This is a genomic window from Pseudophaeobacter sp. TrK17, assembly GCF_042192375.1.
Lineage (GTDB): Bacteria > Pseudomonadota > Alphaproteobacteria > Rhodobacterales > Rhodobacteraceae > Pseudophaeobacter.
In genome coordinates this window covers 544,347-564,919 of sequence record NZ_CP071700.1, presented here as the reverse complement: position 1 = coordinate 564,919, position 20,573 = coordinate 544,347, and the positions used below count along the sequence as shown (strand labels likewise).

The window sequence follows — 20,573 nt, the reverse complement described above, 5'->3', positions numbered from 1 at the left end:
TCCCCCCCGTATTCCTTGAAACATAATCACACATGAGGACCGCATGTTGGACCAAACCCAAGGCCCGCGCCGCAAAATAGCGATCATCGGAGGTGGCATTTCTGGACTGTCAGCAGCCTACTATCTGTCCGCCACCCATGACGTGACCCTATATGAGGCGGCACCGCGTTTGGGAGGCCATGCGCGCACGGTTTTGGCAGGGCAGAATGGCGATCAGCCAGTCGATACAGGTTTTATCGTTTTCAACTACGCCACCTATCCCTATCTCACCCGCCTGTTTCGCGACCTCGACGTGCCGGTGATCAAAAGCGAAATGAGCTTTTGCGCCAGTATCGACGATGGCAGGATTGAATACGGGCTCAACAGCCTTGCAGCGATCTCCGCACAGAAACAAAACCTGGTCCGGCCGCAATTTTACAAGATGGTGCTGGATATCCTGCGGTTTGGCAAAGAAGCCGAAGCGGCGGCGACGGATGACAGCAAAACCATTGGTGAACTGGTGGATGAGCTGGGGCTTGGGACCTGGTTCCGCGATCATTACCTCATGCCCATGTGCGGCGCGATCTGGTCTACGCCGGTGACCGATGTAGATGCCTTTCCGGCAAAGTCCCTGGTCAATTTTTTCCGCAACCACGCCCTGCTGGCCGGGACCGGCCAACACCAGTGGTGGACGGTCAAAGGCGGCAGCATCGAATATGTGCGCCGACTGGAGGCGGCCCTGCTGGCACGCGGCTGCAAAATTCATACAGGTTCACCAATCCAAACGGTAACCAGAGATACGCGCGGTGTAAGCCTGACGCCGCAGGAGCAATACAGCCAGCGCTTTGATGAGGTCGTCTTTGCCTGCCATTCGGATCAGGCACTACGCATTCTGGGGCAGCAGGCCACAGCTGCTGAAAAAGCCGCCCTGGGCGCGATCCGCTACCAATCCAATACGGCCGTTCTACATTGTGACCCAGGGCAGATGCCCAAACGTCGCAGCTGTTGGTCCAGCTGGGCGTATCGCAGCCAGGATGGGGGAGTTGGCGTGACCTATTGGATGAACCGCCTGCAGAATATTCCCGAAAGCGACCCGCTGTTTGTGACCTTGAATCCGACGCGGCCCATTGCCGCCGACAAGGTCTATGACCGGGTTGAGTTCGCGCACCCGGTCTTTGACCAGGCGGCGCTCGGGGCGCAGCGCGATCTGCGTGGCCTGCAGGGCCAGAACAACAGCTGGTTCGCGGGCGCCTACAACCGTCACGGCTTTCACGAAGATGGCATCGCCAGCGCTATGCGTATTGTTCGCATGATGAATGCGCCCTCACCACTGCTTCACAAAGGATCCCAGCATGACATTGACGCACAAGGCGATGAAATCGCAATTCCTGGAAACCTGCGCGCGACTGCGTGAGGGCCGACTGACCCTGCGGACCCCCGACGGGGAGCGCTATCAGTTTGGGGATCACGGACCAGAGGCCGAAATGCAGATCCGCGATTGGGCAGCGGTCTCTGCGATGGCGGCGCATGGTCAGGTGGGATTGGGTGAGGCCTATGTTCAGGGACTATGGGATACCCCCTCGATTGAGGGGTTGATGTCGCTTGCCATGATCAACCGCGAACATCTTGGCAGTTATGATCAGGCCAGCCCGTTCAACCGCGCCAAGTTTCGTCTTGTGGACAGGGTGCTGCGGGCCAATTCCAAACGTGGCTCCCGTAAAAATATCCGCGCGCATTATGATGTTGGAAACGAGTTTTACCAACTCTGGCTCGACGAAGGCATGACCTATTCCTCGGGTATTTTTGGCGAAACCGGCGATGATCTGGCCCAGGCACAGTCACGCAAAAACGAACGGGTCTTGTCCCGTCTCACCACCGGCGAACGTGTGCTGGAAATCGGCTGTGGGTGGGGTGGCTTTGCAGAACAGGCCAGCGCCGAGGGCCGCGATGTGACAGGCGTCACCATTTCACGCAACCAGCACAGCTATGCCGATTGCCGTCTTGATGGCCGCGCCGACATTCAGCTGCGGGACTACCGCGATGTGCAGGGAACATTCGACAATATCGTCTCTATCGAGATGATCGAAGCGGTGGGCGAAAAATACTGGCCCAGCTACTTTACGGCTCTGAAACAGAACCTGTCGGCAGGTGGCCGCGTCATGCTGCAGGCCATCACGGTACCGGATTCGTTTTTTGAAACCTACCGCACCTCCTCCGATTACATCCGGCAATATGTTTTCCCCGGCGGCATGCTGTTGTCGGATCGGGTGATTGAAAGCCAGGCCACTGCGGCGGGCCTGCAGGTGAAAAACAGTTTTGCCTTTGGCCAGGACTACGGCAAAACCTGCCGGATTTGGGCTGAACGTCTGGTCGCGCAGCAACGCAAGATCGAAGAACAGGGCTATGACGAAGGGTTTTTCCGCAACTGGCAGTACTACCTTGAAATCTGCGCTGCCTCCTTTGCGATTGGGCACACGAATGTCGTCCAGGTCGAGCTGGCCCATGCGTAGTCTGATACTTGGCCTCTGCATCTGGCTGGCACCAATTGTTGCGGCGACCAGCCAGGCCAGCAACCTGCCAAACGGCGCCGAGCAACGCGGCGAGGCAGCCTTCAGATTTCTGGGGTTTCAGATTTACACCGCGCGATTGTTCACCAAAGGCGGCCTGCCCCTGGACTGGTCGCAGGATTTTGGTCTGGAGCTGACCTATAAGCGCAATCTCAGCCAGTCTGATCTGGTAGAGGCCACCCTGCGCGAAATGGACCGCATGGGCAATGCCCTGCCCATGCGCGGGCAGCTGGAAAACTGTTATCAGGCTGTCCGCCCAGGGGACACATATCTGGCCGTCAGCAACGGCCCGGACGAGCTCACTTTCTGGCGCAATGATGTGGCGGTTTGCACGCTGTCTCATGCGGGTATCAAAACCCGGTTCATGGAGATCTTTCTGGGTGAAAACAGCCGCTCGGAGCGCTTTACACAGGCGCTGCTGGGGCAGTGATGCTGTATCCAAGAATTAGCCTTTATGCCCTGATGCTGGCCAGTGCCGGGATCCCTTTGTACATTCACTTGCCACAATACGCCGCCACCGATCTTGGCATCGGGCTTGGGGCCTTGGGGGGTGTTTTGCTGGCCATCCGGCTGTTTGATCTGGTGCAGGACCCGTTGATCGGCTGGGCCGTGGATCGATGGCCGCAAAAGCAGTCCAGCTTTGCTTGGCTCGCTGCCGGTGGGCTGACCCTGGGGTTTCCGCTTTTGTTTGGACTACAAGCCAGCCCCTATGTGTTGGCCAAGATGATCCCCATCCTGTTGCTGCTGTTCTCCGCCTACAGCCTGGGTATGATCTTGCTCTATGGGCGCAGTACTACCCTTGCCAAATCTGCTGAACCACGTGCAGTAATGACGCTGGCCGCATTCCGTGAAAGCGGCATGCTGATCGGTGTGATTTTGGCAGCGATTGCTCCGGCTCTCCTGGTTGGCATGGGGGCTGCGGGACAGGGCTATGGGGCATTTGGCCTGCTGCTGGGTGCAGTGGCAATCGTCACCGCCCTGCTGACCAGACCGGTCTGGTCACAGCCTGCGGTGGCCGGTCGCCCCCTCAGCTATGCCGCCCTGTCCCAGTCCGGGGCCACCAGTCTGCTGATCCTGGCGGTCCTGAACAGTCTGCCGGTGGCCCTGACCTCCACCTTGTTTCTGTTTTTTGTACAAGACTACCTGAACTTACCAAAACTGGCAGGGCCACTGCTGGTACTGTTCTTCCTGTCTGCCGGTCTCAGCGTGCCCTTGTGGACCCTGGTCAGCCACAGGATCGGGGCCAAAGCCACGCTGTTGATCGCCATGCCTTTGGCCATTGCCAGCTTTGTCGGAGCCGGGTTTCTAAATCCGGGAAACGCCTATGGCTTTGCTCTGATCTGTCTGGCGTCAGGGGCGGCGCTGGGGGCCGACATGCTGCTGTTGCCTGCCCTGTTCAGCATTGCCCTGACCAAAGCAGGCCTAAGCGCGGGAACAGCCTTCGGTATTTGGTCCTTTGCCGGAAAACTTGCCCTGGCCCTTGCAGCCGCAGTCACTTTGCCACTGCTACAGGCATTTGGCTTTACCCCTGGCACACACAACAGGCCAGAGGCGCTGTCGGCGCTTGTTGCGGCCTATGCGATCCTTCCTTGTGTCCTGAAATCCGCAGCCTTTTGCTATGCTCTACGGCTGCCCAGTGAAAGCTCCTCCTGATGAAATTGCTTGTCGCCTGCCTCGTGATCCTACTTGTGGCCATAGTTGCCAAAACCTACCTCTTTAGTTTCCGGTTCCAATCGCCACAGGATTACGCTGGAACCGGCCCGCAGTTTGATCTCAAGACACATCTGTCTGGCGAGATCCTGTCCGAAGGGTTGATCTTTGGGCCAAATGGCAAGATGACCAACAGCTTTGTTGCAAAAATGGTCGGCACCTGGGACGGGGACACAGGCACCCTGAGCGAAGAATTCACCTATTCAAATGGGAAAACCCAAAGCCGGAAATGGTATCTGACCCTCGGTCCAAACAATACCTTTACCGCCACAGCTGATGACCTGGTGGGAGAGGCACAGGGGGTGGTTTCCGGGTCAACCGTCCGCTTGCGCTATGAGATCATTCTTCCCGAAGATTCCGGGGGACACACCTTGCAGGCCACAGACTGGATGTACCTTACCGCCGATGGCGCGATCATGAACAAGTCAGAGATGCGAAAATTTGGCCTGAAGGTCGCGGAACTGGTCGCGACAATGAGACCAAATTAAAAACCGCCCAAGCCATGGCCCCAGTTTGAGGGCTATGCAGGATTTTCAAGGCACCTCTGAAACGGCGGCCCCAATTGAAACAACACCCCTAATTGCCGCCGGCAGTCTGCTGCCCGCAGGTAAGGTTGCGAACGTAAATTCTTTTTTTCGGGCCGCCATTCCATTTCTCTAGCAAGTTGACAAGGCAGAGGATTTGACTGATACAGCCGAGACAAGTGCGGGCCGTTAGCTCAGCTGGATTAGAGCAGGGAACTTCTAATTCTCAGGTCGGGGGTTCGAGTCCTCCACGGCTCGCCAAACTTGTCATCTCTCCAAGTGGTGCGAAATGCTGCTCGATAGAATCTGGGTCCATTGTCGACGTCTGACCTATCATGACGAGCTTTGAGCCGCTGGGAGCCTCGGGGGCCTCTTGCCAGCGCCAGCGGGGGCCAACACATTGCAACAGCATTGCGGTTTCGGGTGCCTCCGCCAGTCGAACAAATCCCTTCAGGCGCAAGATACCACTGGGTATATTGTTCAGTAGCGCCTCTATCTCAACACGTTCGATCGGCTGAGCAGCGCTAAACAGCATCGTTGCAAAGCCATGGTCCTGACGACCGCCGCCCTCTGTGCCAATGAGCGCAGGTGCACTCGCCGCGTCGAAAATGATAACGGGCGGCACAGCACAATGAGACGTCCGAAAGATCTGTGCTCGGGGCGCAAGTGCGGCCAATCGTGCGGCGATTGCGTCAACCTCAGGCGCGCTGAGGAGATCGGTCTTGTTCAGTAGAACAAGATTGGCAGGGGCAACCTGACGCTGGAGAAGATCGTCCCAGCCTGTCGATCCCGTGTTCTCCGCCGCATCCACGACCGTCACGATGCAATCGAGCGTGACGCCGTCAACAGCGCTCGCGACATGGGCAATTCCTGCAGGGTCGGATACGCCGCTTGCTTCGACGAGGACGGCATCTACCGGCTCTTCGCGCTCGCTTATTTCAGAAAGCGCACGCGCCACCCCGCCAGACAGGCTGCAACAAATACAGCCGTTGTCGAGCGCTGTTGTGTCGCCTGTGACATTGCCGATCAGCGCCGCGTCGATGTTGAGCGCAGCAAAGTCATTTACCAGCGCGGCGATCTTCATGCCATGTCCCGCCGTCAGCAAATGACGCATCAGCGTGGTCTTGCCCGCCCCGAGAAAACCGCTAACGACGACCACAGGAAGTGCGGCGCGGCGCATGTCGCTTCTTGTGCGGTTCAGCGCTGCCACCTCGACCAGTCCGGAGAGAAAATCGACAGTGTCGAGGGCGCGGCGCAGTTCGGCTGGGGTGGTATTTTTCGGCGTCGTTGTTGCGGGGCTGTTCATGTCGATGGCCTGTCAGTTGTCGGTGGGGAAGATTTGGCCCGCCAAGACCGTTGCGTGAACGCGGATGTCGCGAATATCGTTTACGTCGACCTCGTAAGGATCATCGTCCAGCACTGTAAAATCAGCATGTTTGCCAACTTCGACACTGCCGAGAACCGCATCGCGCCCGATCACATGCGCGGCGTCGATAGTGATCGCACGCATGGCGCGGTCCACGCCGATCCGCTCACCGGGGGCCAGCACGGTTTTCTCGTCCAGCGCGATCCGGTTGACCGCGATCCAGACCGCCGAAAGCGGGCTGATCGGCGTCAGCACCAGCGAAAAATCCGAGTGCAGCGCAAAGACGACGCCTTCGCGCTCGAGGCTGCCAAGCCGAGCCGTGGCCTCGGTGCGATCAAAACCAAAGCCGCTGTCGGCGTGCAGGAGCGCACGGTAGTGCACGAACATGTTGTTGACACTGGCCAGCCCGCCTAGTGCCTTCAGCCGTCGCGCCTGATCCGGAGTGCTGATACAGTAATGCTCGATCGTGAACCGGTGATCAAAGCGGGGATGCGCCAGTTGCAATTGCTCAAGCAAGTCCAGCGTCATTTCGACGGTTGAGCTACTCCCCAATCCTTGGACAGGATCTGGCGTGATTTAAGCTACTCTTTGCATCTGCTGATCGGGGTTGGTTGTTTCGTTTCTCTGCCAATAGATCACAGCGGGTGGTTTGCCGCCAAGGGCGGAATGAGGGCGCTTGTGGTTGTAGAACGCGATCCACTTTCTGACGCCAGCTTTGGCCTCTGATCCGGTCTCCCATGCGTGCAGATAAACGCATTCGTATTTCAGCGACCGCCACAGTCGTTCGACAAAGATATTGTCGAGGAACCGGCCTTTGCCGTCCATTGAGATGCGGATGCCGGATCGACGCAGGCGGTCGGTCCAAGCAAATGACGTGAACTGGCTGCCCTGATCCGTATTCATGATCTCGGGTGGGCCGAACTTGTGGATCGCTTCATTCAAGGCATCAACACAGAACTCGGCTTCCAGCGTGTTTGAGATACGCCACGCCAGCACCTTGCGCGTGTGCCAGTCCATGATGGCGACCAAATATAAAAACCCACGCCGCATCGGCAGGTAGGTGATGTCGGCGCACCAAACTTGGTTGGGCCGATCCACGCGCAAGCCGCGCAACAGATAAGGGTAAATCTTGTGACCCTTCGCTGCCTTGCTGGTGTTGGGCTTCTGATAGATCGGCATGAGGCCCATCAGCCGCATCAGGCGTCTGATCCGCTTCTTATTGACGAGGTGATCGTCATTGCGTAGGTGCCATGTCATCTGACGCACGCCGTAAAACGGCGTTTCCAGGAACTGCTTGTCGATCAGGCGCATCAGATCGAGGTTCATCTCACTTTCGCCCTTCGGCTCATAGTAGAACGAGGACCGCGAGATCGACAGCAGCGAACATTGCTTGCTGACTGACAGACCTTTTAGGTTCGGCTCAATCATCTTGCGCCTCACTTGCCGGTCCAAGGTTTGAGCTTTCTGGCCAAAAAATCGTTGGCGACGGCCAACTCCCCAATCTTGGCGTGCAGGTCTTTGACCTGCTCCTCATCGACTTCCGGTGCCTTCCGTCCGCCACGCTCAAATACGCCCGATGCGCCTTCAAGTAATGCGCGCTTCCACTGATGGATCATCGTTGGGTGCACGCCAAACCGAATGGCCAAATCGCTGACCGTCTCTTCGCCTTTCAACGCCTCCAACGCCTCCAACGCCACCTTGGCTTTGAATTCTGGATGATGTTGCTTCCGTTTCGACATTCCTGATCTCCTTCGTGTTGAAGATCAGCAGACAACAAATAGCAGCTTACGTCAGTGTCCGAATTTCGGGGGGTAGCTCAGATGAACTGATGTCGATTGGCATCGATATCGGCAAAGATACGTTTCATTTGGTTGGTTTTGACCAAGATGGGCAGCGCGTTCTGCGCAAGCAGATCAAGCGCCTCGCTTTGATAACGACATTCGAGAAGTTGCCGCGTTGCGTGGTCGGCATGGAGGCGTGTCTAAGCGCTCACTTTGTCAGCCGCACCCTGCGCAAGATGGGTTTTGAGCCTCGGATCATCCCTGCGATTTACGTGAAGCCTTTCAACAAGGGACAAAAGAACGATTACAACGATGCTGAGGCCATCGCAGAGGCTGCGCTGCGGCCGAACTTGAAGGCGGTCTCCGAGAAGACGCAGGACCAGCTCGACCTACAGGCGTTGCATCGTGTGCGCTCACGTCTGGTGTCGCGTCGTACAGCAACGATCAATCAGATCCGCGCCTTTCTGATCGAACAAGGGATCACTGTCCGCAAAGGCCTGCGCGCGCTGAATAATTCCTTTGAAGCGATCCTGGAGGAGCGCAAAGATGAGATATCACCCCGGATGCGTTCGATCCTGATCGGCCTTTACGGCGACTGGATGTGGATGGATGACCGTATCGACAAGGTCTCAGCAGAGATCGAAGAGATCAGTCGAACCGAAGAGAACTGCCGAAATGTCATGACGATCCCCGGTATTGGTCCGATGATTTCCACGGCGATGGTCGCGGCGGTAGGTGAAGGCGAAGCCTTTGATCGCGGTCGTGACTTTGCGGCCTGGGTCGGCCTCGTTCCCCGACAATACAGCACCGGTGGGCGAACGATCTTGGGGCGGATCTCAAAACGAGGAAGTCGATATCTACGGATGCTGTTCGTCCAAGCAGCAAAAGTCATCATGATGCGGCCACATCGATGGCCCGACTTTAGCTTTGGCGAGTGGCTAATACATGCATCAGAACGCATACATCGCAACAAGGCTGCCGTCGCCCTTGCAAATAAACTGGCGCGCATGGCGTGGAGCATTTTGAGACATAAAACGGCATTTGACGTGCCAAGAGATGAGGTTGCTGTCGGTATCTGATCGACCCTCAGCAATCCAAAGGAGTTCGCGATAGATAGCAAAGCATGGAACGGAAAAATTACGCCCCCAGAGTCTGACGGCCCAAATGGTCATAATCGACCTGTCCGCTAATGAGATCACGGCGCGTGCGTAACCCCAACAAGGCCACGACCCGCGTGTCGATCAACAGGCCGGATACATATGAGCGACTTCCGAGATCATGCCAGAAATCATTTGCGAACAGCAGCTGGTACATACATCTGGGCCGAGAGCAATGATACTCGCGCAGTTTCTATGAGCGTATCATGGGGGGCCAAAAGTCCCGATGTTACGATAGGGCTTAGTCGCCCGAACGGGATAGCCAATGGACCGTGCGACTTTCTTATGGGTAGCTTTGCCAAACTGTGACATTGCCGAACGCCGTTTCGGAAATGTTCGCCAAGCGGCAAATATTCTGGGTGTTTTCAAGGGCGCGTTTTTTGAGCTCGACAGGCTAACCCGCTGTTTCAAATTAGGGTATTGGGTTCTCCACGGTCCGCCAAACTTGTCATCATGTTGCCTATTCAGCCAACTCCCTGCAGAGGGCGGAATTGGGCAATGCCATGCTGTCAAGAATGGTGAAATGGTTGTGATCCTTTTCGATAACCAGATTGGTATCCGCATCCAGGCCATCCCACATCATCGCCAGCAGCTGCGATTGGCGCAAAAATTCTGGCCGTTCCGCGCCACCAACCCAGGCTGTGACCTTGGCCTCAGCAATCGGTCGTCGCAAGGCGGCGCTTTCGGCAGCGGCTTCCGCCTCCGTCAGCTTTAGGGTCGCGTTCATCGCAGTACGCAATAAAGGGCGCAGATCGTGCAATCCGCTGATTGATACCGTCTTTTCAATTCTGGCAGATGTTTTGGGCGGTAGCAGGCTGTCGCAACAGATCATTCGGGTCGCAAGATGTCCCCCCGCCGAATGGCCTGCCAGCCGAATGGGGCCATCAACGCGGTGTCCGACGGCCTCGATGGCTGTTGCGATTTGTTTGGTTATGTCTGAAATCCGCGCCACTGGTGTCAGGGTGTAGCTGGGAATGCAGACCGCCCAGCCATGCGCCCGCGCGCCTTCTGCCAGATCAGTCCAATAGGATTTGTCCAGCCGCATCCAAAACCCGCCATGCACAAAAACCAGAACGCCACGGGTCGGGGTGTCCGGCCAAATCAGATCGAAGACTTCCCGCGCGCTGTCGCCATATGAGATATCGCTGTCGATCCGCACCGGTCCCCTGCGATAATCTGCAGCGCGCGCTGCCCAGAAACCGGGCAGCGCATCAGAGCCTTTGACATGCCCCATGTTGTTGAAGGCATCATCCCAATCGCGCATGTCACTATACTCCGTTTTTGTCATCCGTTACCCGGCCTGATACTTGGGCGCCGAAGCGAGGAATTCACCATAGGCGTCCGCATCGGGAAACGAGAACTGTTCAGCCAGAGGGTTTGACCGCTTGGTCTTGGTTGCCCCCATATCCGCCAGCAATTCATCAAAATGCTTGAAATGGAACGGGGCCGAACACAGGCCGCCATAGACCTGAGCAGCCGGACGTTCCTTGCGCCGCCAGTTCAGCATCATATCGATATTGCTGTTCATCTCATCCGCGCTTGGTTGTTGAGCAAGTTTTCCATCCGCATAGCGCACCAGCCAGTTGGCAATCATTTCCGCCGACAAAATGGTGCAGAAACTGGAGTTGAAACCGACAAATCCCACCTCAGGCAGATCCGGGTTCACCGACAGGCGATAGACCCGGTACTGACCATCGCTTTCCATCAGCTTTTCGCGGTATGCCTCGGGCAAAACAGGAACCCCCAATTTCCACCCCACGGCCAGAACCGAAACATCACATTTCACCCGCTCTCCGTTGGTGAAGACCACGCTGTCACCATCATAGTGGTCTATCGACCCCTGAACGAGGTTCAGCTTGCCGGATTTCAGCGTTTCAAAGAACCCCGGAGTGACCAGTGGCAGCGAACAAGAGGCTTCTTTCTCGATCGGTGTATCCGGTACCATGTTCCATTTCTTCAGCCCTAATTGAAGCTTCAGCATGGTTTCCAGCCCGCGGAAATTGGCCCAGACCAGCGGCTTGGTGACTGCGGCAAACAGCTTTTGCAGCGGGCTCCGCCCCCAACTGTTAAACTGCATCTCCTGTGCGCGCATATAGAGCAGGTGTTTAAAGTTGATGCCGCCAATGAAGTAAGGCACCCGCCACACGTTTTTGCGGTAGACCATGGTCACCTGTTTGGCCCCATGATCCGCCGCGTTCACTGCAATATCGGTTGAAGACTTTGAGCCCCCCAAAACCACCACATGCTTACCCCGTGCGGTCTCTGAATCGGTATACTCCGAGGAGTGCATGACCTGCCCCCCCTGCGCGATAAATGCCTCCTGTCCGGGGTGGGAAATGATGTTCTTATAGGAAAATTGCCCGGTACAGATCGCAACAAAGTCAAATTCTTGCTTGCGGGTTCGCCCTGCACTCTCCAGCGTCAGCGTCCAGCCCGGCTTGCCATCGGCGCGCCGCTCCATTCCCACCACATCCGTGTGCAGCTGATACAGCCGACCAAGCTTGTGCTTGGCGGCATAGGAATGGATATAGGCGTGCACCTGCGGACCCTTTGGCCATTGCGGATAGGCATCCGGCATCGCCATATCGGTAAAGCGATACAGCTCCTTTGGGCTTTGTGTTTGCACACCAGGGTAGGAGCGCGACAATTCCCAGACGCCGCCAAAATCGTGACTGCGTTCAAACCCGATGACGCGGTGGCCTTTTTCGTCAAATGCCTTGGCTGCGGCTAGGCCCGCAACACCGCCGCCAATGACGGCAACTGTTTTTCTACTCACCATCTGGGCTCTCCTTACGCCTCTGGGGGTGGCGGCAGAAAGTCCACCTCATGTAGGGCGGAGATACGCACCAGTTCTTCTGGCTCCGTTACCCCATCCAAGGCACAGAACAGATCATAGATCTTGCGCGACGGAGCCACGCCAAAGACGCATTTCGCCTCGGCCCCTGACCGGTTAAAAACTCCATGCGCCAGGCCCATGGGCATACGGATCAAATCGCCTGGTCCGGCTTTGTTGGGTTTTACATTGCCCTCTTCATAGCCAAAATCCACTTCCAGGTTGCCCTCGACGACCAGGATCCATTCATCCTGGGTCGGATGAACATGCGGCGGGACAAAGGTGTCTGCAGGCACCACCGCGTGCCAGATCATGGCATTGTCGGAGTGCAGTTTGGGGGTGTAAATCTGGCCTACGACGTTCCATACGGCGCCTTCGAGACCTGTGTCGGTTGACGTAACTCCGGCTGTTTCTTTCATGTTATTTTTCCCTGTTATGACAAAATGTCACAAACAGCGTACTGCGCAGTCTCGGTTTGCTTTGTCCAAATTGCGCAAAAAAATGCATTCTCGAAAGTGCTTGCTTTAAGTTTAAAACTTTTTAGGCTGCTTGGGATGGGACCTGTATTCCTAAGCAAATCGGCCGACCCCCTGCGCAGGCACCGCCTGTTGCGGTCAACTGACGTTGACCTTGTACGCGCCTCAGTAGCTGAACAATTCTGCGATCACGATCTGATCCCAGGTGCCGCGCATGGCAGGTTTGACGCCTGCCATAGCCAGGCCCAAGGGCAAAGCCTGTCGCTGAATTACATGCGGTATGGCTGCGATGTGACGATCAACCCCGGAGAGCTGAGTGACTTTTATCTTGTTCAAATTCCACTGCTTGGCGCCGCCAAGGTCCGCAATGGACGCAAGACGGTAGAGGCAACACACAGAACCGGGTCGGTTCTCAATCCAACGCGCGACACCCATATGGTCTGGTATGGGGGCTGTGAGAAACTGTTGCTTCAGATTGACGCCACCGCGTTGCACCAGATGGCCGAGCGGATTTTGGGGCATGCGCTGACTCATCCCATCGTTTTCGATCCCGAGGTCCAGTTGGAATCACCTGCGCTACAAAGCTGGGAACGAAAATTCCGGGCTGCCGTCGCTGTGGCCGACCAAAAAGGCGCCTTCGGAGACAGCCAGCATAAGCACCAAACCCTGTTCGAAGAGGAATTGATAACAGGGTTCCTGATGGCGCAACCCAGCACGGTGCATCATCTGATGACCCAGGCCCAACCGCAGGTGTCGTCACCGCAGATCAATCGCGCCCGCACCTATATCCTTGTATAGGGCGGTTGCAAATTAGGCCACGGTAGCGCCGGTATTTTGCCGGGGCGGGCGGCGCAAAAGTCGTCCACTTTTGCTCTCACTGTCTTTGCAGGGAGGGCCGGAGGATTTTCACCGTGGAAGTATATTTAGCCGTGCGCCGCGCGCATTTCGATGAGGGGCGCAGCAAACGTTCGATCGCCCGTGATTTTGGCCTTGCCCGTGGAACGGTCGACAAGATGTGCGCGTATTCGTCTCCCCCTGGTTACCGCCGGAGCCAGAAAGTTCGGCGCCCGAAGTTGGAAGCCTTCACCGATACAATTGACCAATGGCTTCTGGAGGATCAGAACCGTCCGAAGAAGCAACGCCATACGGCGAAGCGGATCTTTGAACGGCTCCGTGAGGAAGAAGGCTTTACCGGCGGTTATACGACCGTGAAGGACTATGTTCGGGGGCATCGTCAAAAAGCGCGGGAGATGTTCATTCCACTCGCCCATCCTCCGGGTCACGGGCAGGCCGATTTCGGTGAGGCCGTTGTCATCCTGGGGGGCGTGGAACAGAAGATCCACTTTTTTGCCTTTGACCTGCCCTACAGCGATGCATGCTATGTGCGGGCCTATCATGCGGCGACAACAGAAGCCTGGATGGACGGGCATGTTCACGCCTTTGAGTTCTTCGGGCGCGTGCCGCTCTCGGTGGTCTATGACAATGACAGCTGCCTTGTTGCGAAGATCGAAGCCGGAGGGCGGCGTCGGCGGACGCAGATGTTCACGGAGATGTTGTCACACTACCTTTTTGATGATCGCTACGGCCGCCCGGGCAAGGGGAACGATAAAGGCAATGTCGAAGGTCTGGTGGGCTGGTCCCGGCGCAACCTGATGGTGCCGCTGCCGGAATTCCCTGATCTGGACAGCTTCAATGTCTGGCTCGAAGAACAATGTCTGACACGGCAGTCGGCTGTCTTGCATGGGCACCGGGAGACGATCGGGGAACGGCTGAAGCGGGATCTGGCTGCCATGTCGCCACTCCCTGCAATGCCTTACCAAGCCTGCCACAAGGCAACGGGCCGGGTCAGCTCCCAATCTCTGGTGCGCTACAAATCCAATGATTACTCGGTTCCCAGCACCTATGGCTTACGGGAGGTGACGATCCGTGCGTTTGTGGATGTGGTCGAAATCGGCTGTGGTGGTGGGGTCATCGCCCGTCACGCCCGCTGCTACGAGCGCGAACAAATGATCTTCGACCCTGTGCATTACTTTGCCCTTCTGGAGACGAAGCCCGGGGCCTTGGACCAAGCCGCCCCTTTGGTCGATTGGGAGATGCCCGACGAGCTGCAAACCCTGCGTCGCCTAATGGAAGCGAGACATGCCCGCCAAGGGCGCCGAGAGTTCATTCAGGTGCTTCGGCTCCTGGAAAGCTTTGATCTGCCGACTTTGTGCGCGGCGGTGCGGGTGGCGTTGCAAAAGCGGGCGATCGCCTTTGATGCGATCAAGCATCTGGTCCTGTGCCAAGTGGAGCGCCGCCCCGCTCGGCTCGATCTGTCCCTCTACCCCTATCTTCCCCGGACTGCGGTTCAGACGACAAAAGCCGCGAGTTACATGGCGCTCCTGTCGGAGGGAGCCGCATGACGGAAGTCCCGGACCTTCTGCTGGCCCATCACCTCAAGAAGCTCAAACTGCCCACCGTATTGCGCGAATACGAGAAGCAGGCGCGACAGTGCGCCGCCGAGGGGAAGGATCACATCCAGTTCCTCCACAGATTGATCGAATTGGAACTCATCGATCGGGAGCGGCGTATGGTGGAGCGACGGGTCAAGGCGGCGAAGTTCCCGGCGCCCAAAAGTCTGGACAGTTTCGACTTCCAGGCAATCCCCGCCCTGAACAAAGCCAGGGTGTTGGACCTCGCCCGTTGCGGATGGATCGAGCGGCGCGAGAACGTGATCGCTCTGGGGCCAAGTGGCACGGGCAAAACGCATGTCGCTCTTGGCCTTGGACTGGCCGCTTGTCAGAAAGGGATACCGGTTCGCTTCACCACCGCGGCGGCTCTTGTCCATGAGCTGATTGAGGCCAGTGACGAGAAACGGCTCCTGCGCCTGCAAAAGCAGATGCTGGCACCCAAGCTGCTGATCATTGATGAATTAGGCTTCGTGCCATTGAGCAAAACCGGCGCAGAACTCCTCTTCGAACTGATCTCGCAGAGATACGAACGCGCCTCGACATTGATCACCAGCAACCTCCCCTTCGAGGAATGGACTGAAACGCTCGGATCAGAACGTCTCACCGGCGCACTTCTTGATCGGCTCACCCATCATGTCTCCATTCTCGAGATGAACGGTGAAAGCTACCGCCTCGCACAGAGCCGAAAAACAACCCAGAACAACTGATCAGGAATTGCCCCTCACGGGGCAATGCGCCCGGGAACCCGCTTGCTATGTGAGGAGCCGCAGGTCCCCGGGCGCCTCTAAAATCAAACAAACGGCTCAATCCAAACTGGCCTACTTTTACGCCGCCCTAATGGACCAATTTTGCGCCGCCCTTGACATATCCTGGAAAACCTGACCGATCCGATCACCGTGGCCCAGATCGCAGCTGCCGCAGGCTGCAGTATCCGCAGCCTGCAGCTGAGTTTTCAACAAAGCCTTGGCTGCACCCCGGTTGGCTTTCTTCAACGACAACGCCTGAACCATGCGCATCTGCTGGCACAATCGCTGCCCAAGGACACCCTGGTCAGTGGCATCGCCTATGAAGCCGGCTTCTTTCATCTGGGCCGGTTTTCCATTGCCTACCGTGAGGTGTTTGGCTGCTCTCCCAGGGACACCCTGGCGCAGAACCGGTTCTCATAAGACTCGACAGCGTTAGGGGCTCACCGCTCCAGACAGCGCAACTATGCCTTCAGGTCGTGGCAACCACCCAATCCGGGCGGATCCCAGAACTGCGAATAAAGGGCGCGACATCGTGGCCGCGAAACAAGCCGTGATCCGTAATCAGGATGGTGCCAATGCCGGCCGCTGCGCCCCCCAGAACATCGGTGTGCAGCGTATCGCCCACCATGGCGATGCGGTGGCGGGGGATGCCCGCCAGCTGGTTCAGGGCGACCTCAAAGGCATTGCCATAGGGTTTGCCATAGAACTCCGCCCGCAGGCCCGTTTGGGCAATGATGTCATGTGCAATCAAGCCAGGTTCCAACGACAGCCCCTCCTCACGCGGGGCGACCAGATCCGGGTTGGCGACAACCAGCGGCCGGGGGCGGTGTTGCAGCGCCTGCACCACCGCAGCGGTATCAGCCTCGCGCCAACGGGCAGAGGACAGCAGCAGGATCCCACCGGCAGTGTTCAGCAGATCAGGATTGTCAGCCAAATGGGCAATCCGGGCCGTGGTCGGCGCATCGCTGAAATCATCGCCTTGGGCCGCGGCTGCGGCCCAAACCTGTGACGGCAGCAATGTGGTAAGATTGGCAAAAGCAACATCACGGCTGGAGACCACCTCAGAGGCGTCAAAGTCAAAGCCAAGCCGGTGGTATTTTGCCAAGATTTCGCCGCGCGTATAGCTGGCCGCATTGGTCAGAACGATCAGCCGCTTGCCCAAGGCGCGCAGCGCAGCCATCTGCTCTACCGCGCCCTCGATGGCCGTTTCGCCCCGGTTCAAAACGCCAAAGGCATCCAGAATATAGGCGTCAAAATCCGGCGCTGTATCGCTGAGATCCCGCCCGTTGCGGGAATCCTGACAAAAGGCTGCACTGGGCAAGGCTGCCCGCAGGCTCTCATAGCGTTGAAAAGCCCATTTTGTGTCGATCATTGGGGGTGCCTTGAAACTAAATACATCTGGCGGCCAGCAGGACTGGCCGCCAAAAGGCTTATAGGATTTTCTTGCGCATGTAAGAGGAAACCACCTCTCCGAAGACAACAAGCGCCAGGATAGTCAGCAACACCATCGAGACCTCGGGCCAGTTGAAGGTATCAATTGCCCCCTGCAGGATCATGCCGATGCCCCCCGCGCCTACCAGTCCCAGCACGGTGGATTCCCGCAGGTTGATGTCCCAGCGCAGGATCGCAATGGCAAAAAAGGCGGGCATCACTTGCGGCACAATGGCGTAGAGCACGATCTTGAACCGCGAGGCCCCGCAGGCCTCCAGGGCCTCGACGGGCTTGTGATCGATCTCTTCGATGGCTTCCCCCAGCAGTTTGCCCAGAAAACCGATAGACCGGAACATGATGGCGACAATGCCCGCAACAATGCCAGGACCAAAGATGGCCACAAAGAGCAGCGCCCAGATAATGGTGTTGACCGAACGGGACGACACCAGGATGAAGCGGCCAATCCACAGGGTCACCCGGTTCGGGGTGGTGTTCTGCGCCGAAATATAGGCAACCGGCAGCGACACCACGACGGCAAACATGGTGGCCAGTGTGGCGATGTTCACGGTCTGCCAGATGGCCTCCAGGATCGACGGCAGATTGCTGGGATCTGGCGGCATCATCCGGCCAAAGAGATCGCCCATTTGTGTCGGCGCGTCCCAGACCCATTCCCAGATTACGTCAATACTGCTGAGAGCCCAGGCCACGATCAGCAGGGTGAACATCAAACCGCTATAGCGCATCAGACGCTGGCGCAGGGTAAAGCGGGACCAATGGTCAAGTGTCTGCTGCAAAGGTTGACTGTCCATCATGCGATCCGCTTTCTGATAAATCCGCTCACCGCCTCTGACACCAGAATGACGCCGACAATGACCATGGTGATGGCCAGGGCAAAATCATAATCGTAACGGCCAAAGGCATTGGCCAGGGTGGCACCAATGCCACCTGCCCCAACAATCCCAACCACGGCAGAGGCCCGCAGGTTGCTGTCCAGCTGGTAGATGCCCAGGCCCACAAGCCGTGGCATGATCTGGGGCATCACTGCGTAGACCAGGGTCGAGAGAAAGCCCGCACCAACCGAGCGCATCGCCTCAACCTGGCCAAAGTCGATCTCTTCGATCCGTTCCGCCAGCAGTTTTGCCACAAAGCCAATGGAATAGACCACCAGCGTCAGGGCGCCGGCAAAGGGGCCAAAGCCAACCGCCTTGACAAAGATGATGGCGACAATCACCGGGTGAAAGCTGCGCGCCACGATAATGATGCCGCGCCCCAGAAAGTAGATCGGCTTGATCGAGATATTGCGCGCCGCCATAAAGGCCAGCGGCACTGACAGGGCAATGCCGCCCACGGTTGCCAGAATGGCAATCTTCAGGCTTTCCAGAAAGCCGTCGATCAACAGGCCAGAGCGTTCAAAGTTTGGCGGAAAAGCCCCGTTAAAGATCCGCTGCGCCCGGCGCATCCCGTCAGAGACCCGATCCCAATCAATGGGCAATGTGGCCAGGGTGACAACAACATAGATGGCAAGCGCGGCATAGATCCCGTAGCGAAGCGTCGGGTTTTTGATAAAGGCCGGCTTGCGCCAGCTGGTTCTATCGGTGCTCATGCCACGGCTCCGACTTCGGCGCGATCCATGGCCGGCACCCCGGCATAGATTTCATCCATTTCAGGCTTGTCCAGCTTGCCCGGCAGATCATCAAAAATGATCCGTCCGTAGCGCATGCCGACAATGCGGTCGCTGTATTCTTTGGCTTCGGTGACATTGTGGATGTTGATGATCACCGGCAATTTCAGCTCAGAGGCCAGATCGCGCAGCAGTGACATGATCTGCTCGGAGGTCTTGGGGTCGAGCGAGGCTGTAGGCTCATCCGCCAACAGAATTTCTGGGCGCTGCATCAAGGCGCGCACCACACCGACCCGCTGACGTTCGCCGCCCGACAGCTCATCTGCGCGTTTATCGGCGTAATGGGCAATTCCAACCCGCTCCATCAGCTCATAGGCGTGGCGGATGTCGTCGCGCGGATAGCGGCGGGTCAGCGCCGCCCAGGTGGAAATATACCCCAAACGGCCCGACTGGACGTTTTCCATCACCGTCAGACGGTCAATCAGATTGAAGCTCTGAAACACCATACCAATACGGCGGCGTGCAGTGCGCAACTCGCGGCGGTTCAGGGTGGTGAATTCGGTGCCGTTCAGATCAATTGAACCGGAGGTTGGCTCAACCAGCCGATTGATGCAGCGCAAAAGCGTGCTTTTGCCAGCCCCGGAAGAGCCGATAACGGAGGTCAACTGATCGCCTTCGACGGTCAGGTCCAGCTCCTTGAGCACAGGATCGCCGGAGCCATATCGTTTGGTCAGCTTTGAGATTTTTAGCATTGGGGGTCCTCGGGCATAGCGCAGCCGTGCCAATGGCGCGCGCCGCAGCGGGACGCACCAGGCTGGAAAAAATGGTCCCGGACAACGATCGCGCGCTGTCCGGGGTGTTTTGGAAGGGTCTGATTACTTACCAGCGAGCCCTTGTGGCGTGTATTCCACACCGTTGGATTTCTGGATCTGGCGGATGACCGCCCACTGATCCTGGTAGGTGATTGGAATGAATTTGCTCACGCCGGAGAATTCGTCCCCCAGCTTGGTGCCGGCAAAGTCAAAGGTGAAGAAGGCTTCCTTGATCTTATCGGCCAGCGCCGGGTCCAGGTTGTGGGCCAGGTTAAAGGAGGTGGTTGGGAAGGGATCGCTTTCCCAGATCATCCGCACATCCTCAGCGTCGTAAAGTCCACGTTCCGCCATGCGCTCAACCACTTCGGATGCCACGGGGGCCGCGTCATAATCACCTGCCACAACACCCAGCATGGATTGATCGTGAGAGCCAGAATAGGTCACTTCGTAGTCCTTGTCAGGCTCCACACCCAGCGTTGGGAACAAGGCCCGTGGCGCCTGGTTGCCTGAGTTGGAGGTGGGCGAGGTATGTGCAACCCGGCGACCTGCCAGGTCTTTCACTTCCTTGATGTCGCTGTCTGCCTGGGTAAAGACCTGCAGCTTATAGCCAAACTGGCCGTCCTCGGCGCCCATGATGGCAAAGGGCACCGCCCCGGCAAGGTTCACCGCAAAGGGTGTTGGCCCGGTAGAGAAACCCGCCACATGCAAGCGGCCCGAGCGCATGGCCTCCACCTCGGCGGAATTGGATTGCACCGCAAAGAACTGCACATCCTTGCCGGTGACCTCTTCCATGTGGGAAATGAAGGGCGCCCAGATATCTGCATAAACCGCCGGATCCTCAACCGGGGTATAGGCAAAAACCAGGGTGTCCGGGTTGCGCAGCTCTGCCGGGTCGGTTGGGGTATCCGCAACCAGATCGCCGTTGGCGTCACAATAGAGTTCGTCCAGCGCGCCACGGTCGGCGCAGTCTGCGGCGGCAGCGGCAAAAGCGCTCGCCGACAGGATGCCCAGTGCTGTTGCAGCTCGGGTAATAAATGGTGTCATGGTGTCCTCCCTTTTCACGCACGCCTTTAGACGGTCCTCCCAAGGCAATGCGCTGACAAGCCCAAGGTAGGAGCCC

The 20,573-nt window shown here is 57.5% G+C and carries 21 protein-coding genes and 1 tRNA gene; 11 read left to right on the top strand and 11 right to left on the bottom strand.

Translation table 11 applies throughout. The features are described 5' to 3' along the window. Positions 1-43: 43 nt before the first annotated feature. The 6 genes from JZI28_RS02710 to JZI28_RS02685 all read left to right on the top strand — a co-directional run bounded on the left by JZI28_RS02710 (position 44) and on the right by JZI28_RS02685 (position 5,041). Positions 44-1,393, top strand: coding sequence for an FAD-dependent oxidoreductase (locus tag JZI28_RS02710; protein ID WP_353402557.1), 1,350 nt, complete (start codon positions 44-46; stop codon positions 1,391-1,393). Continuing rightward, positions 1,332-2,489, top strand: a complete 1,158-nt coding sequence (locus tag JZI28_RS02705; protein WP_375699161.1) for a class I SAM-dependent methyltransferase — start codon at positions 1,332-1,334, stop codon at positions 2,487-2,489. The genes JZI28_RS02710 and JZI28_RS02705 overlap by 62 nt, the downstream gene beginning before the upstream one ends. Beyond that, on the top strand, positions 2,482-2,976 hold the full coding sequence (locus tag JZI28_RS02700) for a hypothetical protein (protein WP_375699160.1): 495 nt from the start codon (positions 2,482-2,484) through the stop codon (positions 2,974-2,976). Before JZI28_RS02705 ends, JZI28_RS02700 begins: the two co-directional genes overlap by 8 nt. Then, positions 2,976-4,199 carry an MFS transporter gene (locus tag JZI28_RS02695; RefSeq protein ID WP_375699159.1) on the top strand — a complete coding sequence of 408 codons (1,224 nt, stop codon included), beginning with the start codon at positions 2,976-2,978 and terminating at the stop codon, positions 4,197-4,199. The genes JZI28_RS02700 and JZI28_RS02695 overlap by 1 nt, the downstream gene beginning before the upstream one ends. Then, a complete protein-coding gene (locus tag JZI28_RS02690) occupies positions 4,199-4,744 on the top strand; it encodes a DUF3833 domain-containing protein (protein ID WP_375699158.1) in 546 nt (181 codons plus the stop codon). The genes JZI28_RS02695 and JZI28_RS02690 overlap by 1 nt, the downstream gene beginning before the upstream one ends. A gap of 219 nt (positions 4,745-4,963) precedes the next feature. Further along, positions 4,964-5,041, top strand: a tRNA-Arg gene (locus JZI28_RS02685). Here JZI28_RS02685 and JZI28_RS02680 read toward each other — a convergent pair. The 3 genes from JZI28_RS02680 to JZI28_RS02670 all read right to left on the bottom strand — a co-directional run bounded on the left by JZI28_RS02680 (position 5,007) and on the right by JZI28_RS02670 (position 7,885). Then, positions 5,007-6,086, bottom strand: coding sequence for a CobW family GTP-binding protein (locus tag JZI28_RS02680; RefSeq protein ID WP_375699157.1), 1,080 nt, complete (start codon positions 6,084-6,086; stop codon positions 5,007-5,009). The two genes, JZI28_RS02685 and JZI28_RS02680, sit on opposite strands and share 35 nt — an antisense overlap. A 12-nt stretch (positions 6,087-6,098) precedes the next feature. Beyond that, positions 6,099-6,674, bottom strand: coding sequence for an amidohydrolase family protein (locus JZI28_RS02675; RefSeq protein WP_375699156.1), 576 nt, complete (start codon positions 6,672-6,674; stop codon positions 6,099-6,101). Between the two features lie 48 nt (positions 6,675-6,722). Continuing rightward, a protein-coding gene (locus JZI28_RS02670) for an IS3 family transposase (RefSeq protein ID WP_375699155.1) occupies positions 6,723-7,885 on the bottom strand; the annotation gives its coding sequence in 2 pieces (ribosomal slippage) (positions 6,723-7,615 and positions 7,615-7,885; 1,164 coding nt in all). Positions 7,886-7,947: 62 nt separating this feature from the next. Between JZI28_RS02670 and JZI28_RS02665 the strand changes: the two genes are divergently transcribed. Next, positions 7,948-9,006, top strand: coding sequence for an IS110 family transposase (locus JZI28_RS02665; protein WP_375700068.1), 1,059 nt, complete (start codon positions 7,948-7,950; stop codon positions 9,004-9,006). A gap of 538 nt (positions 9,007-9,544) precedes the next feature. On the opposite strand, the gene JZI28_RS02660 is transcribed toward JZI28_RS02665, so the two are convergent. The 3 genes from JZI28_RS02660 to JZI28_RS02650 are packed head-to-tail and all read right to left on the bottom strand — an operon-like array spanning position 9,545 to position 12,336. After that, a complete protein-coding gene (locus JZI28_RS02660; RefSeq protein WP_375699154.1) occupies positions 9,545-10,372 on the bottom strand; it encodes an alpha/beta hydrolase in 828 nt (275 codons plus the stop codon). Positions 10,373-10,375: 3 nt separating this feature from the next. Beyond that, entirely contained in the window at positions 10,376-11,863 is a 1,488-nt protein-coding gene (locus JZI28_RS02655) for a flavin-containing monooxygenase (protein WP_375699153.1), read from the bottom strand. Positions 11,864-11,874: 11 nt separating this feature from the next. After that, the gene (locus JZI28_RS02650; RefSeq protein WP_375699152.1) at positions 11,875-12,336 is read right to left on the bottom strand and encodes a cupin domain-containing protein; all 462 of its coding nucleotides are present in this window, start codon (positions 12,334-12,336) and stop codon (positions 11,875-11,877) included. Between the two features lie 189 nt (positions 12,337-12,525). Here JZI28_RS02650 and JZI28_RS02645 point away from each other — a divergent pair, with 189 nt between their 5' ends. From JZI28_RS02645 to JZI28_RS02630, 4 genes are all read left to right on the top strand, one after another. Then, positions 12,526-13,191, top strand: a complete 666-nt coding sequence (locus JZI28_RS02645) for a hypothetical protein (RefSeq protein ID WP_375699151.1) — start codon at positions 12,526-12,528, stop codon at positions 13,189-13,191. 104 nt (positions 13,192-13,295) lie between these two features. Continuing rightward, positions 13,296-14,795: an IS21 family transposase gene (gene istA, locus JZI28_RS02640; RefSeq protein WP_375700067.1), complete on the top strand. Its 1,500-nt coding sequence runs from the start codon at positions 13,296-13,298 to the stop codon at positions 14,793-14,795. Further along, positions 14,792-15,550, top strand: a complete 759-nt coding sequence (gene istB / locus JZI28_RS02635; protein WP_274841184.1) for an IS21-like element helper ATPase IstB — start codon at positions 14,792-14,794, stop codon at positions 15,548-15,550. The genes istA and istB overlap by 4 nt, the downstream gene beginning before the upstream one ends. Positions 15,551-15,739: 189 nt before the next feature. Then, complete coding sequence (locus JZI28_RS02630) at positions 15,740-16,009, top strand: helix-turn-helix domain-containing protein (RefSeq protein ID WP_375699150.1); 270 nt, start codon at positions 15,740-15,742, stop codon at positions 16,007-16,009. A 49-nt stretch (positions 16,010-16,058) separates the two neighbouring features. Here the strand turns inward: JZI28_RS02630 and JZI28_RS02625 are convergent, their stop codons facing one another. The 5 genes from JZI28_RS02625 to phnD form a co-directional block, all read right to left on the bottom strand. Beyond that, the gene (locus JZI28_RS02625) at positions 16,059-16,961 is read right to left on the bottom strand and encodes an HAD-IIA family hydrolase (RefSeq protein ID WP_375699149.1); all 903 of its coding nucleotides are present in this window, start codon (positions 16,959-16,961) and stop codon (positions 16,059-16,061) included. 58 nt (positions 16,962-17,019) lie between these two features. Then, positions 17,020-17,832 carry a phosphonate ABC transporter, permease protein PhnE gene (gene phnE, locus JZI28_RS02620; RefSeq protein WP_375699148.1) on the bottom strand — a complete coding sequence of 271 codons (813 nt, stop codon included), beginning with the start codon at positions 17,830-17,832 and terminating at the stop codon, positions 17,020-17,022. Then, complete coding sequence (phnE, locus tag JZI28_RS02615; RefSeq protein WP_297339474.1) at positions 17,829-18,623, bottom strand: phosphonate ABC transporter, permease protein PhnE; 795 nt, start codon at positions 18,621-18,623, stop codon at positions 17,829-17,831. The genes phnE (JZI28_RS02620) and phnE (JZI28_RS02615) overlap by 4 nt, the downstream gene beginning before the upstream one ends. Next, the gene (phnC, locus tag JZI28_RS02610) at positions 18,620-19,393 is read right to left on the bottom strand and encodes a phosphonate ABC transporter ATP-binding protein (protein ID WP_295453273.1); all 774 of its coding nucleotides are present in this window, start codon (positions 19,391-19,393) and stop codon (positions 18,620-18,622) included. Before phnC ends, phnE (JZI28_RS02615) begins: the two co-directional genes overlap by 4 nt. A 123-nt stretch (positions 19,394-19,516) precedes the next feature. Next, the gene (phnD, locus tag JZI28_RS02605) at positions 19,517-20,497 is read right to left on the bottom strand and encodes a phosphate/phosphite/phosphonate ABC transporter substrate-binding protein (RefSeq protein WP_348155101.1); all 981 of its coding nucleotides are present in this window, start codon (positions 20,495-20,497) and stop codon (positions 19,517-19,519) included. Positions 20,498-20,573: the final 76 nt, after the last annotated feature.

Bases quoted from the DNA above. Each gene is read 5' to 3' on its own strand.
- JZI28_RS02710 (WP_353402557.1), top strand. From the start codon at position 44: ATGTTGGACCAAACCCAAGGCCCGCGCCGCAAAATAGCGATCATCGGA.
- JZI28_RS02705 (WP_375699161.1), top strand. From the start codon at position 1,332: ATGACATTGACGCACAAGGCGATGAAATCGCAATTCCTGGAAACCTGC.
- JZI28_RS02700 (WP_375699160.1), top strand. From the start codon at position 2,482: ATGCGTAGTCTGATACTTGGCCTCTGCATCTGGCTGGCACCAATTGTT.
- JZI28_RS02695 (WP_375699159.1), top strand. From the start codon at position 2,976: ATGCTGTATCCAAGAATTAGCCTTTATGCCCTGATGCTGGCCAGTGCC.
- JZI28_RS02690 (WP_375699158.1), top strand. From the start codon at position 4,199: ATGAAATTGCTTGTCGCCTGCCTCGTGATCCTACTTGTGGCCATAGTT.
- JZI28_RS02680 (WP_375699157.1), bottom strand. From the start codon at position 6,086: ATGAACAGCCCCGCAACAACGACGCCGAAAAATACCACCCCAGCCGAA.
- JZI28_RS02675 (WP_375699156.1), bottom strand. From the start codon at position 6,674: ATGACGCTGGACTTGCTTGAGCAATTGCAACTGGCGCATCCCCGCTTT.
- JZI28_RS02660 (WP_375699154.1), bottom strand. From the start codon at position 10,372: ATGACAAAAACGGAGTATAGTGACATGCGCGATTGGGATGATGCCTTC.
- JZI28_RS02655 (WP_375699153.1), bottom strand. From the start codon at position 11,863: ATGGTGAGTAGAAAAACAGTTGCCGTCATTGGCGGCGGTGTTGCGGGC.
- JZI28_RS02650 (WP_375699152.1), bottom strand. From the start codon at position 12,336: ATGAAAGAAACAGCCGGAGTTACGTCAACCGACACAGGTCTCGAAGGC.
- istB (WP_274841184.1), top strand. From the start codon at position 14,792: ATGACGGAAGTCCCGGACCTTCTGCTGGCCCATCACCTCAAGAAGCTC.
- JZI28_RS02625 (WP_375699149.1), bottom strand. From the start codon at position 16,961: ATGATCGACACAAAATGGGCTTTTCAACGCTATGAGAGCCTGCGGGCA.
- phnE (WP_375699148.1), bottom strand. From the start codon at position 17,832: ATGATGGACAGTCAACCTTTGCAGCAGACACTTGACCATTGGTCCCGC.
- phnE (WP_297339474.1), bottom strand. From the start codon at position 18,623: ATGAGCACCGATAGAACCAGCTGGCGCAAGCCGGCCTTTATCAAAAAC.
- phnC (WP_295453273.1), bottom strand. From the start codon at position 19,393: ATGCTAAAAATCTCAAAGCTGACCAAACGATATGGCTCCGGCGATCCT.
- phnD (WP_348155101.1), bottom strand. From the start codon at position 20,497: ATGACACCATTTATTACCCGAGCTGCAACAGCACTGGGCATCCTGTCG.